The sequence below is a fragment of the Micromonospora rosaria genome (assembly GCF_001567585.1).
Lineage (GTDB): Bacteria > Actinomycetota > Actinomycetes > Mycobacteriales > Micromonosporaceae > Micromonospora > Micromonospora rosaria.
Genome location: NZ_LRQV01000120.1, coordinates 1 through 21,990 on the forward strand (window position 1 = coordinate 1; position 21,990 = coordinate 21,990).

Below are 21,990 nucleotides of genomic sequence, written 5' to 3' on the forward strand. Positions count from 1 at the left end.
TGATCTCTTTTGTTGACATTGCCCCACTTGCACATCAGAATCGCTGTCTTCACCGCCCGGCGACGGAGGGACCGAGTCCGTGACCAGATCCAGAGTGGCCGCCGCGGTCGTGGCGCTCTCCCTCGTCGGGCTCGCCGGGTGCAGCGCGGGGGAGAGCGTCGACGTCGACGGGGGTGGGTCCACCGCCGGCAGCGGCGGGGTCCTCGTCGCCGCCATCGGCGGCGAGCCGGACCAGCTCGACCCGCACCGCACCTCCGCCTACCACAGCTTCCAGGTGCTGGAGAACGTCTACGACACGCTCGTCGAGCCGGACGCCGACCTGACGATGGGGCCGGCCCTGGCCACCTCGTGGACCACCAGCGACGACCAGCTCACCTGGACCTTCACCCTCCGCGAGGGGGTCAGGTTCTCCGACGGCTCGCCGCTGACCGCCGAGGACGTCGTCTACTCGTACAAGCGGATCGTCGACGAGAAGCTCAACGCGGCGTACAAGTTCGAGACCGTCGAGTCGGTGGCCGCCCCCGACCCGGCGACGGTGGTGGTCAAACTTTCCGCGCCCACCCCGAACCTGCTGGCCAACCTCGGCGGCTTCAAGGGTGTGGCGATCGTCAAGAAGGCCAACGTGGACTCCGGTGAGATCACCACCAGGCCGATCGGCACCGGGCCGTTCGCGGTGGCGAGCTACACCTCCGGCGACAGCATCAAGCTGGTCCGCAACGAGCACTACTGGGCCGGCAGGCCCAAACTGGACGGCGTCACCTTCACCTTCGTCTCCGACCCCACCGTGGCCCTGCAGAACCTGCGCGGCGGCGAGGTCCAGTGGACCGACAACCTGCCCCCGCAGCAGGTGCCGCAGCTCACCGGGAGCGGGGACCTCACGGTCAGCTCCACCGCCTCGACCGACTACTGGTACCTCGCGCTCAACCAGGCCCGCGCGCCCTACCGCGACCCGGCGGTGCGCCGGGCGGTCGCGTTCGCCCTGGACCGGGAGGCGATCACCAAGGCGGCGAAGTTCGGCCAGGCCACGGTGAACCAGACCGCCGTCCCCAGCGGCAGCAAGTGGTACTACGAGTACGCGCCGTACCGGCACGACGTGAACCAGGCCCGCCAACTGCTCGACCAGGCCGGTGTCAGCGACCTGACCATGGACCTGATGGTGACCAGCGAGTACCCGGAGACGGTCACCGCCGCCCAGGTCATCGCCTCCCAGCTCGGCGAGGTCGGCATCGACGTCACGATCCGCACGCTGGACTTCGCCCAGTGGCTCGACGAGCAGGGCAAGGGCACCTTCGACGCGTTCATGCTCGGCTGGCTCGGCAACATCGACCCGGACGAGTTCTACTACGCCCAGCACCGCACCGGGGGGCCGTTCAACTTCCACAAGTACAGCAACCCGGCCGTGGACCGGCTGCTCGACCAGGGGCGTACCCAGACCGACGAGGCGGCCCGCAAGCAGACGTACGAGCAGGCGGCCAAGCAGATCGTCGACGACGCCAGCTACATCTACCTGTACAACCCCGACGTGGTGCAGGGCTGGTCGAAGCAGGTCACCGGGTACCAGGTCCGTACCGACCGGGCGATCCGGTTCCGCGACGTGGGCCTGGCCCGCTGAGGCCGGCGGGGGAGGACAGGTGGCTCGGTTCGTCCTGCGGCGGCTGCTCCAGTCCGCCGTCGTCCTGCTCGGGGTGACGCTCGTCGTCTTCCTGCTGCTGCAACTGGTCCCCGGCGACCCGGTCCGGGTGGCCCTGGGCACCCGCTTCGACCAGGAGACGTACGACGCGCTGCGGGAGCGGTCCGGGCTGGACCGGCCGCTGCTGGCGCAGTACCTCAGCTACGTGGGGCACGCGCTCACCGGTGACCTGGGGGTCAGCTTCCGCAGCGGGCAACCGGTCACCACGATCGTGCTGGAACGGCTGCCCGCCACGCTCTCCCTGGCGGTGACCGCGGTGCTGCTGGCCCTGCTGGTCGCCGTCCCGCTCGGCATCGTCTCGGCCGTGCGCAGCGGCTCGCTGGTCGACCACGCCGCCCGGGTGTTCAGCCAGTTCGGGGTCTCGGTCCCGGACTTCTGGATGGGGATCATGGCGATCCTGCTCTTCGCCGGGGTGCTGGGCTGGCTGCCCCCGTCGGGGTACGTGGCGTTGACCGAGGACCCGGCCCGCTGGGCCTCGCACGTGATCCTGCCGGCCGCGGCGGTGGGGCTGGTCACCGCCTCGATCCTGACCCGGTTCATCCGCTCGTCGGTGCTGGAGGTGCTCGCCGAGGACTACGTCCGTACCGCCGAGGCCAAGGGGCTGCGAGGCCGGGTGGTGGTGCTGCGGCACGTGCTGCGCAACGCCCTGATCCCGGTGGTGACCGTGGTCGCGGTGCAGGTGGCGAGCCTGATCGGTGGGGTGATCGTGATCGAGGTGCTGTTCGCCTGGCCGGGAATCGGCCGGCTCACCTACGACGCCGTCCAGGCCCGGGACTACCCGGTGCTGCAGGGCGCGGTGCTCTTCGTGGCCAGCCTCTTCCTGCTGGTGAACCTGCTGGTGGACATCCTCTACGCCCGCCTCGACCCGAGGATCACCCTCCGATGAGCCGCCGGGAGCCGGGCGGGACGCCGGCCCGGGTGCAGCCGGCACCCGACACCGGGGCGGAGCCGGTCGGGCCGGGCGGGGGCGACGGCGGCCTGCGGCGGGCCCTGGCGGCGTTGTGGCGGGACCCGCCCGCGGTCGCCGGCACGGTGGTGCTGCTCCTGCTGGTGGTGGTCGGGGTGGCCGGGTCGTGGCTGGCCCCGGCCGGCGTCAATGACGTCGACGTCGACCGGATGCTCCAGCCGCCGAGCGGGGAGCACCCCTTCGGCACCGACGAACTGGGCCGGGACGTGCTCAGCCGGGTGCTGGTCGCCGCCCGGGTCTCGTTGCAGGTGGGGCTGGTCAGCGTGGGCATCGCCCTGGCCGTCGGGGTGACCGTCGGCCTGCTCGCCGGCTACTACCGGGGCTGGGCGGACGCCGTGCTGATGCGCGCCATGGATGTGCTCTTCGCGTTCCCGGTGCTGCTGCTGGCCGTGGCGATCGTGGCGGTGCTCGGCCCCGGGCTGCTCACCGCGATGGTGGCGATCGGCGTGGTCTACACCCCGATCTTCGCCCGGGTGACCCGGGCCGGCGTGCTCTCCGTCCGCGAGCAGGTCTTCGTCCGGGCGGCGATCTCCATCGGCGCCTCGGACCTGCGGATCATGCGCCGGCACGTGCTGCCGAACATCGCCGCCCCGCTGATCGTGCAGACCTCGCTCTCCCTGGCGTTCGCCATCCTCTCCGAGGCGGCGCTGTCCTTCCTCGGCCTCGGCGTCCAGCCGCCCGCCCCGGCCTGGGGGCGGATGCTCTACGACGGGCGGGGGTTCGTCACCGACGCCTGGTGGCTGGGGTTCTTCCCGGGCGCGGCGATCTTCCTCACCGTGCTCGCCTTCAACCTGGTCGGCGACGCCCTGCGGGACGTGCTGGACCCGCGTCAACTCACCGTCAGCGAAGCGCGAAGGAGCACGTCGTGACCCGGGAGGTGCTCGCCATCGAGGAGCTGACGGTGACCCTGGGCACCCGCCGGGGCGCGGCCCGCGCGGTCGCGGGGGTGGACTGGTCGGTGGCGGCGGGGCAGACCTTCGCCCTGGTCGGCGAGTCCGGCAGCGGCAAGAGCATGAGCGTGCTCGCCGCGACCGGCCTGGCCCCCCGCACGGCCCGGGTCACCGGCCGGGTCCGGCTGCTCGGCGAGGAGTTGACCGCGGTGTCGCCGCAGCGGCGTCGGCGACTGCGCGGCCGGCACGTCGGTTTCGTCTTCCAGGACCCGATGACCTCGCTGAACCCGGTGCTGACCGTCGGCCGGCAGGTCGCCGAGGGCTGCGAGGAGCACCTGGGGATGACCCGCCGGCAGGCCCGGGACCGGGCGGTGGAACTGCTCGACCTGGTCGGCATCCCGTCACCGGCGCAGCGGGTCGACGCCTACCCGCACCAGTTCTCCGGCGGGATGCGGCAGCGGGCGGTGATCGCCATGGCGCTGGCCTGCGAGCCGGACCTGCTGATCGCCGACGAGCCGACCACCGCGCTGGACGTCACCACCCAGGCGCAGATCGTCGAGCTCGTCGCCGACCTGCAACGCCGCCTCGGGACGGCGGTCGTCTGGATCACCCACGACCTCGGCGTGGTCGCCGGGGTCGCCGACACGGTGGCGGTGATGTACGGCGGGCGGATCGTCGAGCAGGGTCCGGTGGACGCGGTCTTCGCCGCGCCGGGGCACCCGTACACCCGGGCGTTGCTGGCGGCCCGACCCGACCCGGCGCACGCCGGCGGCGACCTGCCCGCCATCGACGGCTCGCCACCCAACCCGTTGGACCTCCCCGCCGGCTGCGCCTTCTGGCCGCGCTGCCCGGTGCGTGGCGACGCCCGCTGCGCCGACGAGCTGCCCCCGCTGACCGAGGTGGCCCCGGGGCACCGGGTCCGGACCTTCTACCCGGCCCGGGAGGCACGGTGACCGGCGGCGACGCGACGACCGGCGGCGTCCGGCCGGGCGCGACGACGCCGCACCAGCCGACTGGCGCGGCGGTGCCCGGACCCCCGGCCGGGGCGGCGGAGAGCGTCGCCGAACTCGACGACCTGCGGGTGTGGTTCCCGGCCCGGGGCGGCCCGCCGGTACGTGCCGTCGACGGGGTCTCCCTGACCGTCCGGCGCGGGGAGACCCTCGGCCTGGTGGGCGAGTCCGGCAGCGGCAAGTCCACCACCGGGCTGGCCCTGCTGCGCCTGGTCGACCCGACCGGCGGCACGATCCGGGTGGCCGGCGAGGACGTCACCGGCTGGTCCCGCCGCCGGCTGCGGGCCCTGCGCCGGCGGGTGGCGATGGTCTTCCAGGACCCACAGGCCTCCCTGGACCCCCGGCTGACGGTCGGGGCGAGCATCGCCGAGCCGCTGATCGTGCACGGGCTGGTCGACTCCGCGCCGGCCCGTCGCCGCCGGGTCGCGGAGCTGCTCGACCTGGTCGGCCTGCGGGCCGAGCTGGCCGGGCGGCATCCGCACGAGCTCTCCGGCGGGCAACGCCAGCGGGTCGGCATCGCCCGCGCCCTGGCCGGCGAGCCGGACCTGATCGTCCTCGACGAGCCGATCGCCTCCCTGGACCTCAGCGTCCAGGCGCAGATCATGAACCTGTTGCGCCGGCTCCAGCGGGAACTGACCCTGACGTACCTGTTCATCGCGCACGACCTGGCCGCCGTCGAGCACATGAGCGACCGGGTCGCGGTGATGTACCTGGGCCGGATCGTGGAGACCGGCACCCCCGCCCAGCTCTACCGGGAGCCGGCGCACCCGTACACGGCCGCGCTGCTGTCGGCGATCCCGGTGGCCGATCCGGCCGTGGAGCGCCACCGGCGGCGGATCATCCTCGGCGGCGACGTGCCCAGCCCGGCCGATCCGCCCAGCGGCTGCCGGTTCCGCACCCGCTGCCCCCAGGCCCGCCCGGACTGCGCCGAGCAGGACCCGGTGCCGGTCGAGGTCGGCCCCGGTCACCTCGCCGCCTGCCGGTACGTGGGCGAGGCCGTCCCGGCGATGCGCGCCGACCCGCCGGTCCCCCGCCCGGCCGAGCCGGGCCCGCACCCCGCCGGTACCTGAGCCACCGGTCCGGTCCGCAGGCCCACCGGTGTCCCGGCACCGGGCCGTCCGCGACCGGGCCGGTGCCCCGGCACCGGGCCGCCCGCGACGAGGCCGTCGCGCACGCCGGCTGGGTCGGCTCCGGCTCCGGCTCCGGGGTCGGGGCGACCCGGCAGCAGCGGGACGGTGGCCAGGACCACCAGGTTCATGGCGGCCACGCACCAGAAGACGCGGTGCAGCCCGGCCAGCGGGTCCGGGGCGGTCTGCGCGAGCAGCGCGACGAGCGCGACCCCGAACGCCGCGCCCACCTGGTTGAGCATGTAGAGCACGGAGCTGCCCTGGGCGACCAGCGCGGCCGGCAGGGTGCGGGGGTGGCGACGGCGGGACCGCGCCGGCCGGCCACGACCGGCGCGGTGGTGCCCGGCCGGCGGACCGGCGGGGGCACCGGGCAGGATGGGGCCATGCCCGGTGACCGCAGACCCAGCGTCGACCCGGCCCGCAGCCTGGCGCTGCTGTGGCGGACCCGGGAACCGGTCAGCCGGGGTGGCGGCCCCGCCCTGAGCGTCGACCGGATCGTCCGGCAGGGCATCGAGATCGCCGACGCCGAGGGGATCGACGCGCTCACCATGCGACGGGTGAGCGAGGCGCTCGGGGTGGCCACGATGTCCGTCTACACCTACGTCCCCGGCAAGACCGAACTGCTCACCGTCATGATCGACACGGTGTACGGGGAGACCGCCCGGCCGGCGGACCTGACCGGCTGGCGGGCCCGGCTGGAGCAGGTCGCCCGGGAGAACTGGGCGCTGTACCGCCGGCACCCGTGGCTGCTGCGGGCCGAGACGAGCCGACCCGTGCTCGGCCCCAACCTGCTGGCCAAGTACGACTACGAACTCGGCGCGGTCGACGGCATCGGCCTGACCGACCTGGAGATGGACAGCGTCCTCACCCTCGTGCTCGGCCACGTCAGGAGCGCCGCCCGCGCCGCCCTGGACCAGGTCGACCTGGAACGGGACACCGGGCTGACCGAGGACCAGTGGTGGCGGGCGCACGCCCCCTGGCTGGAACTGTTCGCCACCGGGGGCAGCTTCCCGACGGCCGCCCGGGTCGGCACCGCCGCCGGACAGGCCCACGGCGCGGCCTACCACCCGGCGCACGCCTTCGAGTTCGGCCTTCAGCGGGTGCTCGACGGGATCGCGGTGGTGATCGCCGACCGGGCCGCCGGCACGCCCTGACGGCCCGTGGTCCGGCACGCCCTGCGGCCCGTGAACCGGCCGCTCAGTCGAGGAAGTGCGGGTTCCCGGCGGTCAGCCGCAGCGTGAACGCGCCCGCCGCCCGCTCCATGGTCACGTGGCTGCAGGACTGGTGGGTGATCCACAGACCGAGCCCACCGGGCGCGTCCCCGGCGGGCGGCACCAGCCCGGCGAACGGGTCGAGTGGTCCGCTGCCGCCGTCGCTGACCGTCACCACGGTGCGGTCGACGCCCACCCAGAGCCTCAGGAACACCGGTGGACGGCCGTGCCGCAGCGCGTTGGTCACCGCCTCGCTGACCGCCATCACCAGGTCCTCGACGGCGTCGACCGGGAGCCGACCGTCGTCGGCGGCGGAGACCGCCGCGCGGGCCTGCACCGGCGTCGGGTCGAGCAGCTCGACCACCGGCGGGGTGAGCTGCAACGGGTCGACCGGCGCCAACCGGGGCTCGGCGAGGTACTCCACCGGGTCGCGGTAGCCGGGACTCGGCAGCCGCCGCCCGCCGACGGTGACCAGCCGGGGATGGGTCCGCGCCACGTCCGCCAGCACCGCCGCCGGGGTGGCGCGCAGGTCGTACGCGCACACGCTCCACAACGGATACTCGTCGTACACGCGGTTCATCGCCGCCTCGTACCGGGCCCACCAGTCCCAGGTGGCGCCGAAGGCCATCGGGTGCAGCTCCCCGAGGACCCGGATCTGCCGGGCGCCGTCGGCCACGAGCGTGTCGAGGATCCGCCGGTAGGCGCGGATCGCGACGGTGGGCCGGGTGTCCGGGGCGACCGGGGCGAGGAAGCTCACCGGCACGTTCCCGGGCAGGACGGCCCGGACCAGCGCGGCGGTGCGCTCGCCCAGGGCGACCATCGTCGGCTCACCCGCGCTCACCCCGTCGAGCAGGAACGGCCGCACGACGGCGAGCAACTCCTCGTCCGAGCCGTAGCAGACCGCCTCGTGGTAGCAACCCTGGTGCCCCGCCGCCGCACCCGTCCTCATCGGGCCCCCGCCACCCGGACCCGGGACAGCCCCAGCAGCTCGACCAGGTGGGCGGCGGCCGTCCCGGCGGTCCGCAGCTCCACGGTCAGCCCGTGCCGGCGGGCATGGTCGTCGAGGTGGAGCAGGCAGCGGTGGTCGATGTAGCGCAACCCGGCGGCCCGCAGCACCAACCGGCCGTCCGGCCCCGGCGGGTCGACCCGGGACAGCGCCTGACGGAACAGCTCGTGGTTGGACGGGTCCAGCTCGCCGGTGAGCGCGTAGGCCCGGCCCGGGTCGGCGGCGAACAACCGGAACAGCACCGGCGCGTTGGTCTCCGGGTGCAGGCAGGCCAGCTCGGCCACGGCCCGGTCACCGAGCTCCCGGCGGTCGTAGGCGCACAGCGCGGACATCGGCCGGGCCCGCATGTACCGGTCGACCAGGTGCTCGTACCGGGCGAAGGCGTCGAGCTGGGCGGGGGTCCGTACCAGCGGGGTCACGTCGGCGACCACCCGCAGCCCGGTGTACCCGGCGGCCAGCGCCGCCTCCGTCACCGACGCGTACGCGTCCACCTGGGCGGACGGGTCGACCCGGGGGCCGCGGCGGTACGTCTGCGCCAGCGCGACCACCTGCACCGCCCCGGGCGGCGCGTCCGCCGGCAGGCCGGCGAGCGGCCGGCGCGGGGCGGCCCGTCCCGTGGGGTCACCGGCGGTGACGTACCAGACCCGCTCCCCGGCGGCCAGGCCCTCGTCGACGAACTCCCGGGCCCGCGAGTCGAAGGCCGCCGGATCGTCGGACGACCAGCACACGTGCCCGTACGCCTGGTCTGCCCGTGCCTGGTCGATCACACCCGCCCTCCCACGCCGGACAGTGTAAGCCGGTTCCCGGCACCGGCGACGCTCGCGGGTGCCGCCGATCACGGTCCGTGAATCCGTCCCGGCGGACGCCCCATGCCGGCCGGTGTCCCGCCCGCGCGTCCACTGTCGAGGGCCAGTGGGCCGACGGTGGTGCGGGGCGGAACCGGGGCGGCGCGGTGGGTACGGTGGACCGGCCGTCCCACCCGACGAGGCAGGTGCCGTGGAACCCGTCGTCCGTCCCTACGCCCCGACCGACCTGGCCGCGGTCTACGACATCTGCGTCCGGACCGCCGACGCCGGTGGCGACGCCCGCGGCCAGTACGCCTCCGACCTGCTCATGGGCGACGTGTACGCCGCCCCGTACGTGACGCTGGAGCCGGAGCACGCCCACATCCTCGACGACGGCACCGGCCGCGCCGTCGGGTACGTCGTGGGCACCGCGGACACCCCCACCTTCGTCCGCCGGTACCGGGCGGAGTGGATCCCCCGGGTGGCCGGGCGGTACCCGCCACCGGCTGACCCGCCGGTCACCCCGGAGGACGTGCTGCTCGCCGTGCACCACCACCCGGAGGGCCGACTGGTGCCGGCGCTCGCCGCGTACCCGGCGCACCTGCACATCGACCTGCTGCCCGACTGGCAGGGCCGGGGCCTCGGCCGCCGGTTGATGGCCCGGTTCCTCGCCGGGCTGCGCGCCGCCGGGGTGCCCGCGGTGCACCTCGGGATGGCCGCCGGCAACACCGGCGCCCGCCGGTTCTACGAGCGGCTCGGCTTCACCGAGGCGCCCCTGCCCGCCGGCGACCCGCTGCTCGGCCCGGACCGCTCGACGCTCTACCTGGTCCGCTCCACGGCGCCGCTCGCCCCGTAGCCGGGTGGGGCCGGTCAGCGGGCGGCGCGGACCAGCCGGAGCTGGCCGATCTCGGCGGCGTTCTTCATCAGCTCCGCGGTCACCCAGGCCAGCGTGTGGGCGACGGTCAGGTCGGTGGGCTCGGGCCACGGGAACGGGGCGGGGGCGTCCAGGTCGGCGTCGGTCAGACCGTCGAGCAGGGCCAGCCACTGCCCGCGCAGGTCGCGCAGCCACGCCACCGCCGGCGCCCCGTCGCCGGGCCAGCCGACCTCGGTACGCCCGCGCGGCGGACGCCGCCGCAGGTGGTCCTGGGCGACGCCCCACCACCAGCCGATGTGCCAGGTCAGCCAGGCGACGGTGGGCACCGGCACCGGGTCCGGCTCGGTGTCCGCCCAGTCCGGCGCCCAGCCACCGTCCGGGGTCGGCCGCAGCGTCCAGCAGTGGGCGACCGGTTCCCAGCGGAAGTCCTCCGCCGTCAACCGGTCCAGGTGGTACTCGAACAGCGACCAGGTCAGGTCGAACTGCCAGCGCAGCAGGGCGAGTCGGGTGTCGGGCACCGGGTGACCATGCCACGCCCGCCGCGCACCGTCAGCCCGTTTTCCTGCGGCGGGTACGCCGGGGCCGGCGCTGCCCCCAGGCCCGGCGGGGCGTTGGTTAGGGTACGGGTCATGTGGCACCGGAACCTCTCGCCGCCCGCCCGCTAGCGGGCGGCCGACTCTGACGACACCGACCCGGTGGGGGATGACCCCCTCCGGGCGATGGATGCCGCCCGCCGTCTCGCGGACCAGCTTCCTTCCGGCTTCCATCACCGAGTTGTCACATGGTTGTGCGTACCCGCGCGCCGCACCGGCGCGATCTTCTGCTCGTCTCGGCCGCCGCGCTCGCCTGGGGCGTCGGCGGCGCCGTCGCGGCGGCCCTGTTCCGCTCCGGCGACCTCGGTCCGATGGCCGTGTCGTTCTGGCGGATGGTGATCGCCACCGCCCTGCTCACCGCCGTCCAGGCCGTCCGCCCGGTCGCCGGCCCGGCCACCGCGTCCCGGCGGTCGGCGGTGACCACGGGAATCGGGATGGCCGTCTACTACGGCGCGTACTACGTCGCGGTGGACCGGGCCGGCCTGGCCCTGAGCACCCTGATCACGCTCGGGGCCGGCCCGGTGTTCGTCGCCGTCGGCGCCGGTCTGCTGCTCGGTGAACGGCTCGACCGGCGCGGCGGGCTCGCCCTCGCCGTCGCGTTCGCCGGGCTCGGTCTGCTCGTCGGCGACCCGGTCGGCGCGGGCGCCGTCGACCCGGTCGGCGTCGCGGCGGCGCTGGTGTCCGCCCTCGGGTACAGCGCGGTCACCCTGTACGGCCGGACCAGCGGGGGCGGGGGTGGCGGCACCCTGCCGTCCTTCTGCGCCGGGCTGCTGGTGCTGGCGCCGTTCGCCCTCGTCGAGGGGGTCCGGCCGCAGACCGGCGACCTCGTGCCGGTGCTCGGCTGGCTGCTCTTCCTCGGCGTGGTGCCGACCCTGTTGGCCTACCGGTGGTACTTCGCCGGGCTGCGGACCGTCCCGGCGGCCACCGCCGCCGTGATCGTGCTGCTCGAACCGGTGGTGGCGACGCTGCTCGGGGTGGCCCTGTTCGGCGAGGCGCTGAGCACCGGGGTGGCCGTCGGCGCGGCGTTGCTGCTGACCGCGGTGGCCCTGCTGATCCGGCCCTGATCCCGCTCCCGGCCCTGATCCCGGCCTCGGCCCTGATCCCGGCCTCGGCCCTGATCCCGGCCTCGGCCCTGATCCCGGCCCTGGTCCCGGCCCCGGCTCCGTCGCCGGCGCGGACCAGGCGCGGGGCCAGGGCCGGGGTCGGGTGCGGGTCACCACCCGTGCCGCCGGGCCTCAGCCGATCGCGGTGGGGGAGGGCTCGGCGCTGCCGCCCTGGGGCGCGGTGCCGGCCATCAACCGGACGATCTCGGCCTGGTCGGCCGCCGACGGCAGGCCCCACTCCGGGCGGTAGCCGTACACCTCCCGCAGCGGGGTGGCCGAGGTCCGGCCGTCGAGCACCTCCACCGCGTCCGTGCCGATCAGGCCGGGGTGCTCCACCCCGCACGCCTCGGCGACCTTGACCAGGTCCCGGCGCAGGGTCCGCAGGTAGTTCGCCGCCCGGACCGCCTTCGACGCCGGGTCCAGCCCCCGGACCAGCCAGCGGTTCTGGGTGGCCACCCCGGTCGGGCAGGTGTCGGCGTGGCACTGCTGGGCCTGGATGCAGCCGATCGCCAGCATCGCCTCCCGGCCCACGGAGACCATGTCGCAGCCGAGCGCGAAGGCGACCACCGCGTTGTCCGGCAGGCCCAGCTTGCCGGAGCCGACGAAGACCATGTCCTCGTGCAGCCCCCGCTCGGCGAAGGTCCGGTACACCCGGGCGAAGCCCTGCTGGAACGGCAGCGACACCGAGTCGGAGAAGATCAGCGGCGCGGCGCCGGTACCGCCCTCGCCGCCGTCGACCGTCACGAAGTCCACGCCCCGGCCGGTGTCGCGCATCAGGTCGGCCAACTCCACCCAGAAGCCCAGGTCCCCGACGGCCGACTTGATCCCCACCGGCAGCCCGGTCTCGGCGGCGAGCAGTTCCACCCAGTCCAGCAGGCTGTCGCAGTCGGAGAACTCGGCGTGCCGCGACGGGCTGACACAGTCCTGCCCCACCGGGATGCCCCGGGTCTCGGCGATCTCCGCCGACACCTTCGAGCCCGGCAGCAGCCCACCGAGGCTGGGCTTGGCGCCCTGGCTCAGCTTCACCTCCAGCGCCCGGACCGGGGCGCCGGCCACCACCTCCTTGAGCCGGTCCAGGCTGAACCGCCCCCGCTCGTCGCGGCACCCGAAGTAGGCGGTACCGAGCTGGAAGACCAGCTCCCCGCCCCGCCGGTGGTACGGCGACAGGCCGCCCTCGCCGGTGTTGTGCAGGCAGCCCGCCAGCGCCGCGCCCCGGTTGAGCGCCGCCACCGCCGGCCCGGAGAGCGAGCCGAAACTCATCCCGGCGATGTTCACCACCGAGGCGGGCCGGAACGCGCGGGCCCGGCCCCGCGCCGCACCGAGCACCTTCGCGCAGGGCAGCCGCACGTCCTGGCCGGACGACGGCGCGGACGGCGGCACCGTCCGGCCGAACGTCTTGTGCAGGATGACCGGGTACCCGGAGGTGTGCTCGACGTCGTTGTCGGTGCCGAAGCCGAAGTAGTTGTTCTCCTGTTTGGCCGAGGCGTACACCCAGCGCCGCTGGTCCCGGGTGAACGGTCGTTCCTCGTCGTTGCCGGCGACGATGTACTGCCGCAGTTCCGGCCCGATCGACTCCAGCAGGTACCGGGCCCGGCCGATCACCGGATAGGTGCGCAGCAGGGCCCGGTCCCGTTGGAGCAGGTCACGGGCGGCGAGCCCGGCCAGAGCGGCGACGGCGACGGGGATGGCACGGTTGACCCACTTCATGCCGGCCATCCTCCCTGGGATTCCCGTGACCTGCACGGGTGGCGTCACCGACCGCCCAGCTCACGGCCCCTGTCCGGGCTGCGGCCCACCGGCTCGGGGCACCGGACCGGACGGTCCCCCCGCCGGTCCGCAGGGCGGCGGAACGGCCGGTGCCAGGACGTATCGACAATGGTGCCGCTGAAATGTCGTACCCCCGGCGCACCATGGGCTCATGGTTGCCCCCGCCCTACCCCACGACGCCGGTCAGCCACGCGCCCTGCCGCTGCGGGAGGCCCGCACCCGGCTGACCCAGCTCGTCGCCATGGCCGAGTTGACCGACACCGTCACCGTCGTCACCCGCGACCGGGACACCCGCCCGGTGGCCGCGATCGTCCCGGCCGGTGCCGCGCGCAGCCTGGCCCAGGCCCGCGCCGACGCCGAGCGGATCGCCACGGTCACCGCCGGCTGGGCCCGCCGCTTGGACGCCGCGCACCAGCAGAGCGCCCGCCGGCACGCCGCCGAGCTACGGGCGGTCACCGACGCCCTCGCCGCAGCCTGGGCCGAGCTGGACCGCCGATCCGCCCCGGGCGCCGACCCGGCGCTCGACCGGCTCCGCGCCGCCCACGCCGACCTGCTCCGGGATTGACCCATCCAGCCTCGCGAAGGCCCGGTCGATGGCGGGTGACCCACTGGTGTGACCCACCGTCGTGCGGGGCGGCAGAGTCGTGCCGTGCCTCCGGGCGGCCCGTGCCGGTGCCGCCGGGCGGGCTGCTGGTGCCGCTCGGGGCGCGGTGCGTGGTTCAGGCGGGGACCGGCCGGTGGGTGGTGTCCCGGCCGGCTCGCGCCGCGTCGCCGAGACTCACCGCCGCCGCCAGCACCGTCAGCAGCCCCCCGGCGAGGAGGGCGCCCCGTGGCCCCCCAGCCGGCAGGGCCACCCCGCCGAGCAGGGCGCCGGCCGCGATGCCCACGTTGAACGTCGCCGAGTTCGCGGCGAACCCCAGCTCGGTCCGGCCCGGCGTGACGTGCAGGATCCGGGCCTGGGTGGCCAGGAAGACCGGTACGGCGGTGGCGCCGAGCAGCGCCAACAGAACGACCACCACCGGCCGCTCGGTGGCGAACCGCCAGAGCCCGAGCAGGGCCACCGCCTGCCCGGCGACGGTGCACACCAGCGTGCCCCGGGGGAACCGGTCGAGGAGCTGTCCGACCACGGCCACACCCACCAGGCCGGCCGCGCCGAAGACGAAGAGCAGCCCGCCGACCGTGCCGGCGGCGAAGCCCGCGACCTGGGTGAGGAACTCGGCCACGTAGGTGAAGCCGGTGAACATGCCGGTCACCGAGACCGCCGTCACGAGCAGGACGGCGGCGAACCGGCCGGCGTGCGGGGCGGTGGCGCGGGTACCGTGGCTCTGCTCCGGCGCCGAGGTGGGCAGCAGCGCGGCGACCAGCACCAGCACGACGAGCGCCAGCACCGCCAACCCGAGGAACGGGGCCCGCCAGCCGGCCTGCTCGCCCAGCCAGGTGCCGGCCGGTACGCCGAGCACGGTGGCCAGCGACCCGCCGACCGACATCACCGCGACCACCCGGCCCCGGACCGCCGGCCGGAACAGGCCGACCGCGACGGGCGCGGTGACCGCCCAGAACAGGGCCTGGGCCAGTGCGGTGGCGACCCGGGCGGCGAGCAGCACCGGGTACGACGTGGTGGCGACCGACAGCGCGGTGGCCAGGACGAGCACCGCCAGCACCCCGGTGAGCAGGTACCGGCGGGGTACGTGCCGGGTGACGTGGGCCAGCGGCAGCGAGACCAGGGCGACGGTCAGCCCGTACCCGCCCACCAGCAGGCCGACCGCCGGCACGGTGACCGCCAGGTCGGCGGCGATCAGGGGGAGCAGGCCGATCGGCAGGTTCTCGGTGGTGTTGAAGGCGAACGCGGACGCCGCCAACGCCAGCAGGACCACCAGCCGCCGTCCGCCGTCACCGGACCACCACATGATCGATCCCTCCTTCGTGGGCCGAGCGGGCCGAGCCGGTCAGTGGCCGTCGCGGTGCGCGGCGAGGAACTCGGCGAGGACCCGGGTGTGGGTGGAGAAGGCCAGGTCGGTCGGCTCGGTGACCACCAGCCACTCGGTGGCCTCCTCCGTCGGCGCGGAGGGCGGCAGCTCGGCGGCGGGCCGCTCGGGCAACGTACCGAAGATCATGATGGTGCCGCCGGCCGGCGCGCCGTGCACCGCGAACAGTTGTGCCTGCTCGGCGGCGGCGACCAGCCCGGTCTCCTCCCGCAGCTCGCGGACCAGCGCCGCCGACCACTCCTCGCCGTACTCGATGAAACCGCCGGGCAGGGCGAGCAGACCCCGGGCCGGCTCGATGTCCCGGCGCACCACCACCACGCCGAGCCCGGCGTCGGTACGCACCGGCAGCACGGCCACCGCGACCGGCAGCGGGTTGCGCCACACTGTCTCGCCGCAGCCCCCGCAGACCCGGGGCCAGCCGGCCTCCGTCGGGTAGCTGATGCCACAGTACGAACAGTGCGAGTGCAGTACGCCGGCCACGCCGCGCACCCTACCCGCTCGCTCCCCGTCACGGGCACCCGCGCACGCCCCGGCGCCGGGACGCCCCCTGTTCACCTCGGGGCCTCGCCTGCTGCCCGTCAAGGTGCTCGGCCGCTTGCCGGGGTGGGCGGCGTCAGCGACCGCCGCTGGGTGCGTGCGGGATTGCCTGATTCGTTTGCGACATCACCTCGACAGGACTGTCAGGTACGTCGCCCGACGCCGGCACCGGCCCCGTGCGGACGGCGGGCGTCCCGGCCGGGCGCGGCCTGCTCAGGTGGCGGCTGAACATGTTGCTGTCGAAGCAACCCCCCGGCCCATGAGCTGTGCCGGTCCGCGATGTCACGAGGTGGGGCTTGGTCGGCTCGTCCCGAGCCCGATCTACCCCCAGGTGGGTGGGTCGCCCCCGGACCGTTCGCTACCGGGCCGGGACCGGGCGGTGGCGTGGCGCTCCACCCAGTCGATCAGGTCGTCGACCGAGCTGGTGATCCCGTTGGCGCCGGCGGCCTCGGCCAGTGTCCGCCGTTCGGGGGTGACCCAGCCGGAGTGGAACAGCGCGGGACCGGTGTACCCGGCGGACCGGATCGCACGCAGGTCGTCGAAGCCGACCTCGGTGCCGTCGCGGGTGACGTCGGAGACGAGCAGGTTCGGGGCGAAGTGCCGCAGCAGATCGAGGGCCTGTGCCCCGGTGCCGGCGGTGCGGATCTGTGCACCCCGGGCGGTGAGGGAGTCGAGCACCGGCTCGTTGTTGACCGGCGTGTCGTCGATCCACAGCAACCGGACGCCGTCGAGCCGGACCCGGGCGGCGGCCTCCGGGGCGGGGGCGGTGCGCAGCGGCCGGCGGCGCAACCGCTGCTGGAGCCGCAACCGGTCGGTGGGGCCGCCGAGGTCGGTCAGCAGTGCCGCCAGGTCGGCGTTGTCGGCGAGGGTCGACCACCCGTCGGGCACCCGCTCGTCGAGCCGGGCCAGCACCTCCGGATCGTCGGGCGAGAGGCCGTATCGCTCCAGGAAGGGGGCCAGGCCCGGGCAACCGAGGTCGACGTCGCCGGGGCGCTGCCACCGCGACTCCCGGATCCACCGGTAGTCGAGCAGGTCGCCGACGGTGTCCCCGGTGCCGGCGCGGATCGCCCGGTAGCACTCCGGGTACAGGTGTTGCAGGAGCACCGCCCGCATCAGGGCCTCGGCGCCGACGTCCCGCCACCCCGGGTCGATGCGGTACTCCGTGACGAAGCTGTTGATCAGCCGCTTGACGCGGCGGGGGTTGCCGCCGGTCTGCCGGCCGATCAGCGCCGTCGTCGCGTCGGTCAGGAGGTCGGTGGTGCCCGACCGCTCGGCGTAGCCCCGGATCGTCGCCCGCACCGCCGCCTCCTCGGGCGGCGGGATCTGGTACGTGACCTGGACGATCTTCTCCAGGTAGTGGCGTACCTGCGCTGTCTCCTCCACCCCGGGCACCCGCATACTGGACAGGACGGCCAGGTCGCACCCCAGGACGAAGGCGATCCCCGGCAGGTCGAGATAGAGCTTGATCACCTCGAAGATCTCGACGGTGGTGGCCTCGTCGCACCGGTCCAGGTCGTCAACGAAGACCGCGATCGTCCGCCGGGGCCTCCCGTGCTGGTCGTCCACCCACGACGTCACCGCGTCCTGCACCAGCCGTCGGGCGTCCTCCCGGGCACGGGCGTCCACCGCCATCCGGTCCCACAGCTCGTCGATCGCCCGGTCGACGCGGAAGAACCCGGCCACCGCGCTGAGCCCCAGCCGGACCGTTCCGGTGAGCAGGCCGCCGCTGTTGAGTCGGCGGAACGACCGGCGTACCACGTTGCGGTCCAACCGGCCGAGAACGAGCGTCAGCATCCCGGTCAGCGCGCTGACCCCGCTGGCCGTCCAGGCGTTGAACCACACCACCTCCACGTCGGGACGCCGCGCCAACTCGACGGAGAGCTGCCCCATCAGAGTGCTTTTGCCGGTGCCCCACGCACCGTCCACCGCCAGCACGAACGGGGTGTTGCCGCGCGAGGAGTGCACCAGGTCGGCAAGCCCGGCCGCGACCGGCCCGGTGCCGAGCAAATCGGCGTCGGGACCCTCCGGTGGCATGTCGTTGAGCAGAGTGAAACGTTCGTCCACCACCGACATGCACACACCGTACCGATCCGATACACGTTCCGCTGTCCCGGGTGGCGTCGTGGTGCGGGAACGGTTCGGGGTCGGGGCGCGTCACAGGGGCATGACAACTCTCTCAGGCGTACGCGCGGCGGCGGTGGTCCTGCCGCTGCTCCTGCTCACGGCGGCCTGCGCCCAGCAGAACGAGTCGGCCAGCGACACCGGCTCGGGTGAGACCTCGTACCCGGCCGACGCCGTGGTGCTCCGCGTCGACCACACCGGCGGCTTCGTGACCCCGGCGATGCTGGCCGGCCGGCTGCCCACCGTCAGCGTCTACGGCGACGGTCGGGTGATCACCCAGGGGTCGACGACCATGATCTATCCGGGCCCGGCCCTGCCGAACCTCCAGGTGGCGACGCTCAGCGCCGAGGAGGTGGCGAAGCTGGTGGACCGGGCCCGCGCGGCCGGCGTGGGTAGCGCCGCAGACCTCGGCCAGCCGCCGGTGGCGGACGCCCCCTCGACCCGGTTCACCCTGCGCGGTGCCACCGGCACCGAGGAGACCGAGGTGTACGCCCTCGCCGAGGCGGCCGACGCGGACACCGGGTTGACCGCCGACCAGCGGGCGGCCCGCGACAAGCTGCGCGGCTTCGCCGAGTCGCTGGGAGTCCCGACGGCGGTGACCGACCAGGCGGCGGCCCCGGCCACCAAGCCGTACACGCCGACGGCCATCGCCGCCATCGTCGAGCCCTGGGTCGACCCGGGCGACGGCTTGAAGCAGCCCGAGGTGGCCTGGCCCGGCCCCGCCCTGCCCGGCGCGGCCCTCGGCACCGTCGAGAACCTGACCTGTGTGACGGTCACCGGGACGGCGGTGCAGCAGGTGCTGGACGCTGCCGCGAGCGCGTCCCAGGCCACCCCGTGGACCTCCGGCGGCAAGAGCTGGACGGTCCACCTGCGCCCGCTGCTGCCCGACGAGACCGACTGCGGCGACCTGGCCTCCGCCCGCTGAGCCGGGCCGGGTGGATTCCGCTGGTCCCGTCGCACCCATTCCGGAACGGCCCGCCGACACGTGTCGGGCCGTTCCGGAACAGCGTCACGTCCATAGCTGATCGTCACCGGGGACAACTCAGCTCCTCGTCCCTGCGCGGGACGGTCGAGCCGACGTCGCGGGCGGCGTACCGGTGGCCCGACGGCGGGTGACCCGGGCCGGGGGCGGGGTCGGCGGCAGGGCCGGTCGCAGGCCGGCGAGCTGGACGAAGATCTCGCGTTTCGCGGTGGCCAGGCCACGACGGTCGACGACGTATCCGGTGAGCCAGATCCAGCCGTGGTAGGTCGGATAGTCGGAGACCGACACGACGCGGAGGGTGAGGGCGCGGGCCCCGGCGAACTGCACCGAGGCCCGCCCGTCGACGGTCAGCAGGTCGCCCGGGGAGGGCCGGTAGCTCACCAGTGGCCCCGGTTCGGCGGGGTGGACTCCTCCGGCGGGCGGCACTCCCGGGCGTGCATGATCTGCCAGTCGCGCAGGGCCCGCCCCAACCGGTCGTTCTCCTGGTGAAGCAGGCGTACCTCCTCGTGCAGGATGGTCAACTCGTCGGCCACCCTGGTCTGGAACCGGTGTACCTGATCGGCGTCGACCCCGCGCCGACGCGGGTCGAACTGCCAGGTCCGCACCTCGTGCGGGGTCAGGTGGTGCGGATGACCGGCCCCGCAGGGCTGGCCCGAGCGGTACACCTGGGTCACGACGATCCTTTCCGCAGCAGGGGGATTGGGGTGGTGGCGGGGCCGTCCGCCGCCGGCTGCGGGCGGCCCCGCCGGCTCCGTCGTCGCAGCCCATCCGGCGGTACGACCACGAAGCCAGCCCTGACGGCCGGGACGGACACACACCCGCCCCGACCAGCGGGGTACGAGGCGAACCCGTTGCCACGCGAGGACGACTCCCGGCAACACTAACGGCTTAGACGTGTATGTCAAACACGCAGTGTTGTCTCGTGTGGGCGTTTCGTGATCAAATCGGCATGCCACGCGAGGAGTGCCATGCCCACGACACCTGACTACATCCGTATCGCCGACGACGTCGTCTCAGCGGTCCACGCCAACAAGCTCAAGCCGGGGGACAGGTTGCCCTCGATCGCTCAGTTGGCTTTGGACAACTCGGTGGGCACGACGACCATCCAGATGGCCTACGTCCGACTCGAAGCGTTACGGGTGATCCGGCGGCATCAGGGCAAGGGGGTGTTCGTGAACGACCCTCGGCTGTGGATGCGCGAGCCCTGACAGGGGCTTGGCGGGCGCCCTCCACCGCAGCACCCCTCAAGCGCCTGTCGAGCTGATGTCGTCAACGACTCACCCCGTCGGGCGGTCAGGCCGCCGGCCCAGGTAGTGGGGATGCCCCGGTGGGGACGGCGTGTCGGCGTCGCCTGTGCAGCGATCACCCGGAACGCCGGCTGCCGGGTGATGTCGTCAACGATTCAGCTCGACAGGCACGTGGGCCCTCCTCGCCGGGTTCCTCGCAGACATCACGCGCAGGGCCCCGGCTCCCCTGGCACCCACGCGCACCCGTCCGGTCGCGCGATCTCTCACGGCGGTGTGGCCGGTCAGTGAACCCGACGGCGGCAACAACGGCCGGGCCGGCCGCTGCCGGGGCGATTGCCGACGAGTCCCCTGTCGAGCTGCCCCATGTGTGAGACCACGTCCACGCCCGGTAGCACACCACTGCCGCCTGAGTGGTCGTGCGAAGCCGGCCCACTCGGGCCTGCTCGTGGTGGCTGGCCTGGTGGTGGCGCTGATGGTGGCCACCGTCGCGGTGCTGGTCGTCGGCGTCGTCCAGGGTGACGGTGTTCCGTGATCCGGCGGACCGACGATCTCACCGGAGCCGTCGAGGGGGGGGGAGCCCGATGACCGCGCGGCTCTCCACCGAGGCAGGGAAGTGTTCGTGGACGATTCTCGGCTGTGGATGTGGAAACCTTCACCGCCGATGTGGACGCCGACGCGCCGGGTCGTCACGCGATCAGCTGTCGATCTCGATGCGTCCCCGGTTGTCGCGGGGTGGCAGGCTGAACGCCGTGAGTGTCCTTCTTGCGCAACTGCCCGCGTTGATCGGTGTGCTGGTCGGGACGCTCGGCACGATTCTCGCGACCTCGCTGGCCGACCGGAGCCGGTGGCGTCGCAGTCAACGCGTCCGCTGGGACGAGCGGCGGCTGGAGGTCTGTGTCGAGTTCAGCCGGGTGGTCAAGGAGATCCACGCCGTGTCGCTGCGGATGATCGCGGCCGAGCGGCCGGCGTCCCGGGGGCACCGCATCGACCGGGAGGAGGGGCTGACCCGGCTCGCCGACGCGGATGTGCGGCACACCCTGGCCTGGGAGAGCCTGCTGTTGCTGGGCGACGCCGCCACGGTGTCGGCCGCGCGTACCTGGCGGGACGCGGTGTGGGAGATCGAACGGGTCGCCCGGGGGCTGCCCGGCCCGCCCGTCGTCGTCGCCGACCTGGTGCGCCGGGCTGACCAGGGGCGGGACGACTTCTACCGGGCGGCCCGGGGCGACCTCGGGGTGCGGGGTGGCTCGGTCACGCAGTCCGACTGGCTGGCGGACCGGCGCCACGGCTGGCTCGACGCGCCCGGGACGTCGTCGGTGCCGACGGAGACCGTCGAGGTCGCGTCGACGGAAGCCGCGGATCCGGCGATGCCGGGACGGTGACGGGGGTCGGGCGCGATGATGGGGGCAGTCGGCGTCCGGGAGGGGTGACATGCCCGAGGATCTGCGGTCACGGTCGGCGGCCGAGGTGTTCCAGGAGCATCTGCGGCTGTCCACCGAGCACCGGTTCGCCGAGGACATCGAGCGTAACCTCTCCCCGGAGTGCGTGATCCTGGAACGCCGGGGTGTGTTCCGGGGGCGGGCCGGGGCGCAGGAGTTGGCCCGCTGGCTGGGGGAGGAGTTGCCCGGCGGTCGGTTCACGTACACGAAGGTCCTGGTCGAGGGGCGGTTCGCGTTCCTGGAGTGGACGGCGGAGGCCGACGGGGCGCGGGTCCGTGACGGGGCCGACTCGTTCGTCATCGAGGACGGCTGGATCGTGGCGCAGACCATCCACTACACGGTGGAGTCGACCGCTCCCCGCTGACCGCCGGGGCTTCCCGGTGTCGCAAAACCATCTCACAAGTGTCGCAAAAATCGTCTCACTGGTCGTCGAGGTGCCGGTAGACGGTGGCCCGGGAGACCCCGAGCGTGGCGGCGATGGTCTCCACCGAGTGCGAACCGGCGGCGTACATCCGGCGGGCCGTGGCGATCTGCTCGGTGCTCATCGCCCGGGGTCGCCCGCTGCGCCGCCGGCTCGCCGCCGGCACGGGCGCGGCTCCCGCCCCGGCCGCCGCGCCGCCGGGTCGGGCCCCGACCGCCACCGCGCCGTCGGCCCCGGC

The 21,990-nt window shown here is 74.3% G+C and carries 23 protein-coding genes; 13 read left to right on the forward strand and 10 right to left on the reverse strand.

The genetic code is table 11. From position 1 onward, the window contains the following. The first annotated feature begins 79 nt into the window (after positions 1–79). The 6 genes from AWW66_RS24840 to AWW66_RS24865 all read left to right on the forward strand — a co-directional run bounded on the left by AWW66_RS24840 (position 80) and on the right by AWW66_RS24865 (position 6,838). On the forward strand, positions 80–1,612 hold the full coding sequence (locus tag AWW66_RS24840; RefSeq protein ID WP_067371059.1) for an ABC transporter substrate-binding protein: 1,533 nt from the start codon (positions 80–82) through the stop codon (positions 1,610–1,612). Positions 1,613–1,631: 19 nt separating this feature from the next. Beyond that, complete coding sequence (locus tag AWW66_RS24845; protein ID WP_067371060.1) at positions 1,632–2,576, forward strand: ABC transporter permease; 945 nt, start codon at positions 1,632–1,634, stop codon at positions 2,574–2,576. After that, a complete protein-coding gene (locus AWW66_RS24850; RefSeq protein ID WP_245648473.1) occupies positions 2,573–3,526 on the forward strand; it encodes an ABC transporter permease in 954 nt (317 codons plus the stop codon). Before AWW66_RS24845 ends, AWW66_RS24850 begins: the two co-directional genes overlap by 4 nt. Then, positions 3,523–4,500: an ABC transporter ATP-binding protein gene (locus tag AWW66_RS24855; RefSeq protein ID WP_067371061.1), complete on the forward strand. Its 978-nt coding sequence runs from the start codon at positions 3,523–3,525 to the stop codon at positions 4,498–4,500. Before AWW66_RS24850 ends, AWW66_RS24855 begins: the two co-directional genes overlap by 4 nt. 71 nt (positions 4,501–4,571) lie before the next feature. Beyond that, positions 4,572–5,627: an ABC transporter ATP-binding protein gene (locus AWW66_RS24860; RefSeq protein ID WP_067371087.1), complete on the forward strand. Its 1,056-nt coding sequence runs from the start codon at positions 4,572–4,574 to the stop codon at positions 5,625–5,627. Between the two features lie 440 nt (positions 5,628–6,067). Continuing rightward, positions 6,068–6,838 (forward strand): TetR/AcrR family transcriptional regulator, encoded by a 771-nt coding sequence (locus tag AWW66_RS24865; RefSeq protein ID WP_067371090.1) that lies wholly within the window; start codon positions 6,068–6,070, stop codon positions 6,836–6,838. 43 nt (positions 6,839–6,881) lie between these two features. Here AWW66_RS24865 and AWW66_RS36110 read toward each other — a convergent pair whose 3' ends face one another. Together AWW66_RS36110 and AWW66_RS24875 are read right to left on the reverse strand one after the other, a co-directional pair. Further along, a complete protein-coding gene (locus AWW66_RS36110) occupies positions 6,882–7,844 on the reverse strand; it encodes an anti-sigma factor RsbA family regulatory protein (RefSeq protein WP_067371062.1) in 963 nt (320 codons plus the stop codon). After that, entirely contained in the window at positions 7,841–8,668 is an 828-nt protein-coding gene (locus AWW66_RS24875; protein ID WP_067371064.1) for an MEDS domain-containing protein, read from the reverse strand. The genes AWW66_RS36110 and AWW66_RS24875 overlap by 4 nt, the downstream gene beginning before the upstream one ends. A gap of 229 nt (positions 8,669–8,897) precedes the next feature. On the opposite strand from AWW66_RS24875, the gene AWW66_RS24880 reads away from it, so the two are divergent. After that, complete coding sequence (locus AWW66_RS24880; RefSeq protein WP_067371065.1) at positions 8,898–9,542, forward strand: GNAT family N-acetyltransferase; 645 nt, start codon at positions 8,898–8,900, stop codon at positions 9,540–9,542. 14 nt (positions 9,543–9,556) lie between these two features. On the opposite strand, the gene AWW66_RS24885 is transcribed toward AWW66_RS24880, so the two are convergent. Further along, the gene (locus AWW66_RS24885) at positions 9,557–10,078 is read right to left on the reverse strand and encodes a DinB family protein (protein ID WP_067371066.1); all 522 of its coding nucleotides are present in this window, start codon (positions 10,076–10,078) and stop codon (positions 9,557–9,559) included. Between the two features lie 263 nt (positions 10,079–10,341). Between AWW66_RS24885 and AWW66_RS24890 the strand changes: the two genes are divergently transcribed. Next, positions 10,342–11,217 (forward strand): DMT family transporter, encoded by an 876-nt coding sequence (locus AWW66_RS24890; RefSeq protein ID WP_067371068.1) that lies wholly within the window; start codon positions 10,342–10,344, stop codon positions 11,215–11,217. Positions 11,218–11,388: 171 nt separating this feature from the next. Here the strand turns inward: AWW66_RS24890 and AWW66_RS24895 are convergent, their stop codons facing one another. After that, positions 11,389–12,963, reverse strand: coding sequence for an FMN-binding glutamate synthase family protein (locus AWW66_RS24895; RefSeq protein WP_067371069.1), 1,575 nt, complete (start codon positions 12,961–12,963; stop codon positions 11,389–11,391). 211 nt (positions 12,964–13,174) lie between these two features. Here AWW66_RS24895 and AWW66_RS24900 point away from each other — a divergent pair, with 211 nt between their 5' ends. Then, entirely contained in the window at positions 13,175–13,588 is a 414-nt protein-coding gene (locus AWW66_RS24900) for a hypothetical protein (protein WP_067371070.1), read from the forward strand. Between the two features lie 154 nt (positions 13,589–13,742). Here the strand turns inward: AWW66_RS24900 and AWW66_RS24905 are convergent, their stop codons facing one another. From AWW66_RS24905 to AWW66_RS24915, 3 genes are all read right to left on the reverse strand, one after another. Further along, entirely contained in the window at positions 13,743–14,930 is a 1,188-nt protein-coding gene (locus AWW66_RS24905; RefSeq protein WP_067371074.1) for an MFS transporter, read from the reverse strand. A 39-nt stretch (positions 14,931–14,969) separates the two neighbouring features. Beyond that, positions 14,970–15,488 (reverse strand): NUDIX domain-containing protein, encoded by a 519-nt coding sequence (locus tag AWW66_RS24910; protein ID WP_067371091.1) that lies wholly within the window; start codon positions 15,486–15,488, stop codon positions 14,970–14,972. A 378-nt stretch (positions 15,489–15,866) separates the two neighbouring features. Further along, positions 15,867–17,618 carry a P-loop NTPase fold protein gene (locus AWW66_RS24915; protein WP_067371076.1) on the reverse strand — a complete coding sequence of 584 codons (1,752 nt, stop codon included), beginning with the start codon at positions 17,616–17,618 and terminating at the stop codon, positions 15,867–15,869. Positions 17,619–17,709: 91 nt separating this feature from the next. Here AWW66_RS24915 and AWW66_RS24920 point away from each other — a divergent pair, with 91 nt between their 5' ends. After that, on the forward strand, positions 17,710–18,591 hold the full coding sequence (locus AWW66_RS24920; protein ID WP_067371078.1) for a hypothetical protein: 882 nt from the start codon (positions 17,710–17,712) through the stop codon (positions 18,589–18,591). Positions 18,592–18,708: 117 nt separating this feature from the next. On the opposite strand, the gene AWW66_RS24925 is transcribed toward AWW66_RS24920, so the two are convergent. Continuing rightward, positions 18,709–19,029 carry a hypothetical protein gene (locus AWW66_RS24925; protein ID WP_067371080.1) on the reverse strand — a complete coding sequence of 107 codons (321 nt, stop codon included), beginning with the start codon at positions 19,027–19,029 and terminating at the stop codon, positions 18,709–18,711. After that, positions 19,026–19,322 carry a DivIVA domain-containing protein gene (locus AWW66_RS24930; protein WP_245648474.1) on the reverse strand — a complete coding sequence of 99 codons (297 nt, stop codon included), beginning with the start codon at positions 19,320–19,322 and terminating at the stop codon, positions 19,026–19,028. The genes AWW66_RS24925 and AWW66_RS24930 overlap by 4 nt, the downstream gene beginning before the upstream one ends. A 294-nt stretch (positions 19,323–19,616) precedes the next feature. Here AWW66_RS24930 and AWW66_RS24935 point away from each other — a divergent pair, with 294 nt between their 5' ends. The 3 genes from AWW66_RS24935 (at position 19,617) to AWW66_RS24945 (ending at position 21,695) form a co-directional block, all read left to right on the forward strand. Further along, on the forward strand, positions 19,617–19,856 hold the full coding sequence (locus tag AWW66_RS24935) for a winged helix-turn-helix domain-containing protein (RefSeq protein WP_067371082.1): 240 nt from the start codon (positions 19,617–19,619) through the stop codon (positions 19,854–19,856). Positions 19,857–20,644: 788 nt separating this feature from the next. Then, on the forward strand, positions 20,645–21,274 hold the full coding sequence (locus AWW66_RS24940) for a hypothetical protein (RefSeq protein ID WP_245648475.1): 630 nt from the start codon (positions 20,645–20,647) through the stop codon (positions 21,272–21,274). Positions 21,275–21,323: 49 nt separating this feature from the next. Next, entirely contained in the window at positions 21,324–21,695 is a 372-nt protein-coding gene (locus tag AWW66_RS24945; protein WP_067371085.1) for a nuclear transport factor 2 family protein, read from the forward strand. Positions 21,696–21,750: 55 nt separating this feature from the next. On the opposite strand, the gene AWW66_RS24950 is transcribed toward AWW66_RS24945, so the two are convergent. Beyond that, positions 21,751–21,990 (reverse strand): helix-turn-helix domain-containing protein (locus AWW66_RS24950; protein ID WP_157527873.1); only part of this gene is annotated, 240 nt, incomplete at its 5' end.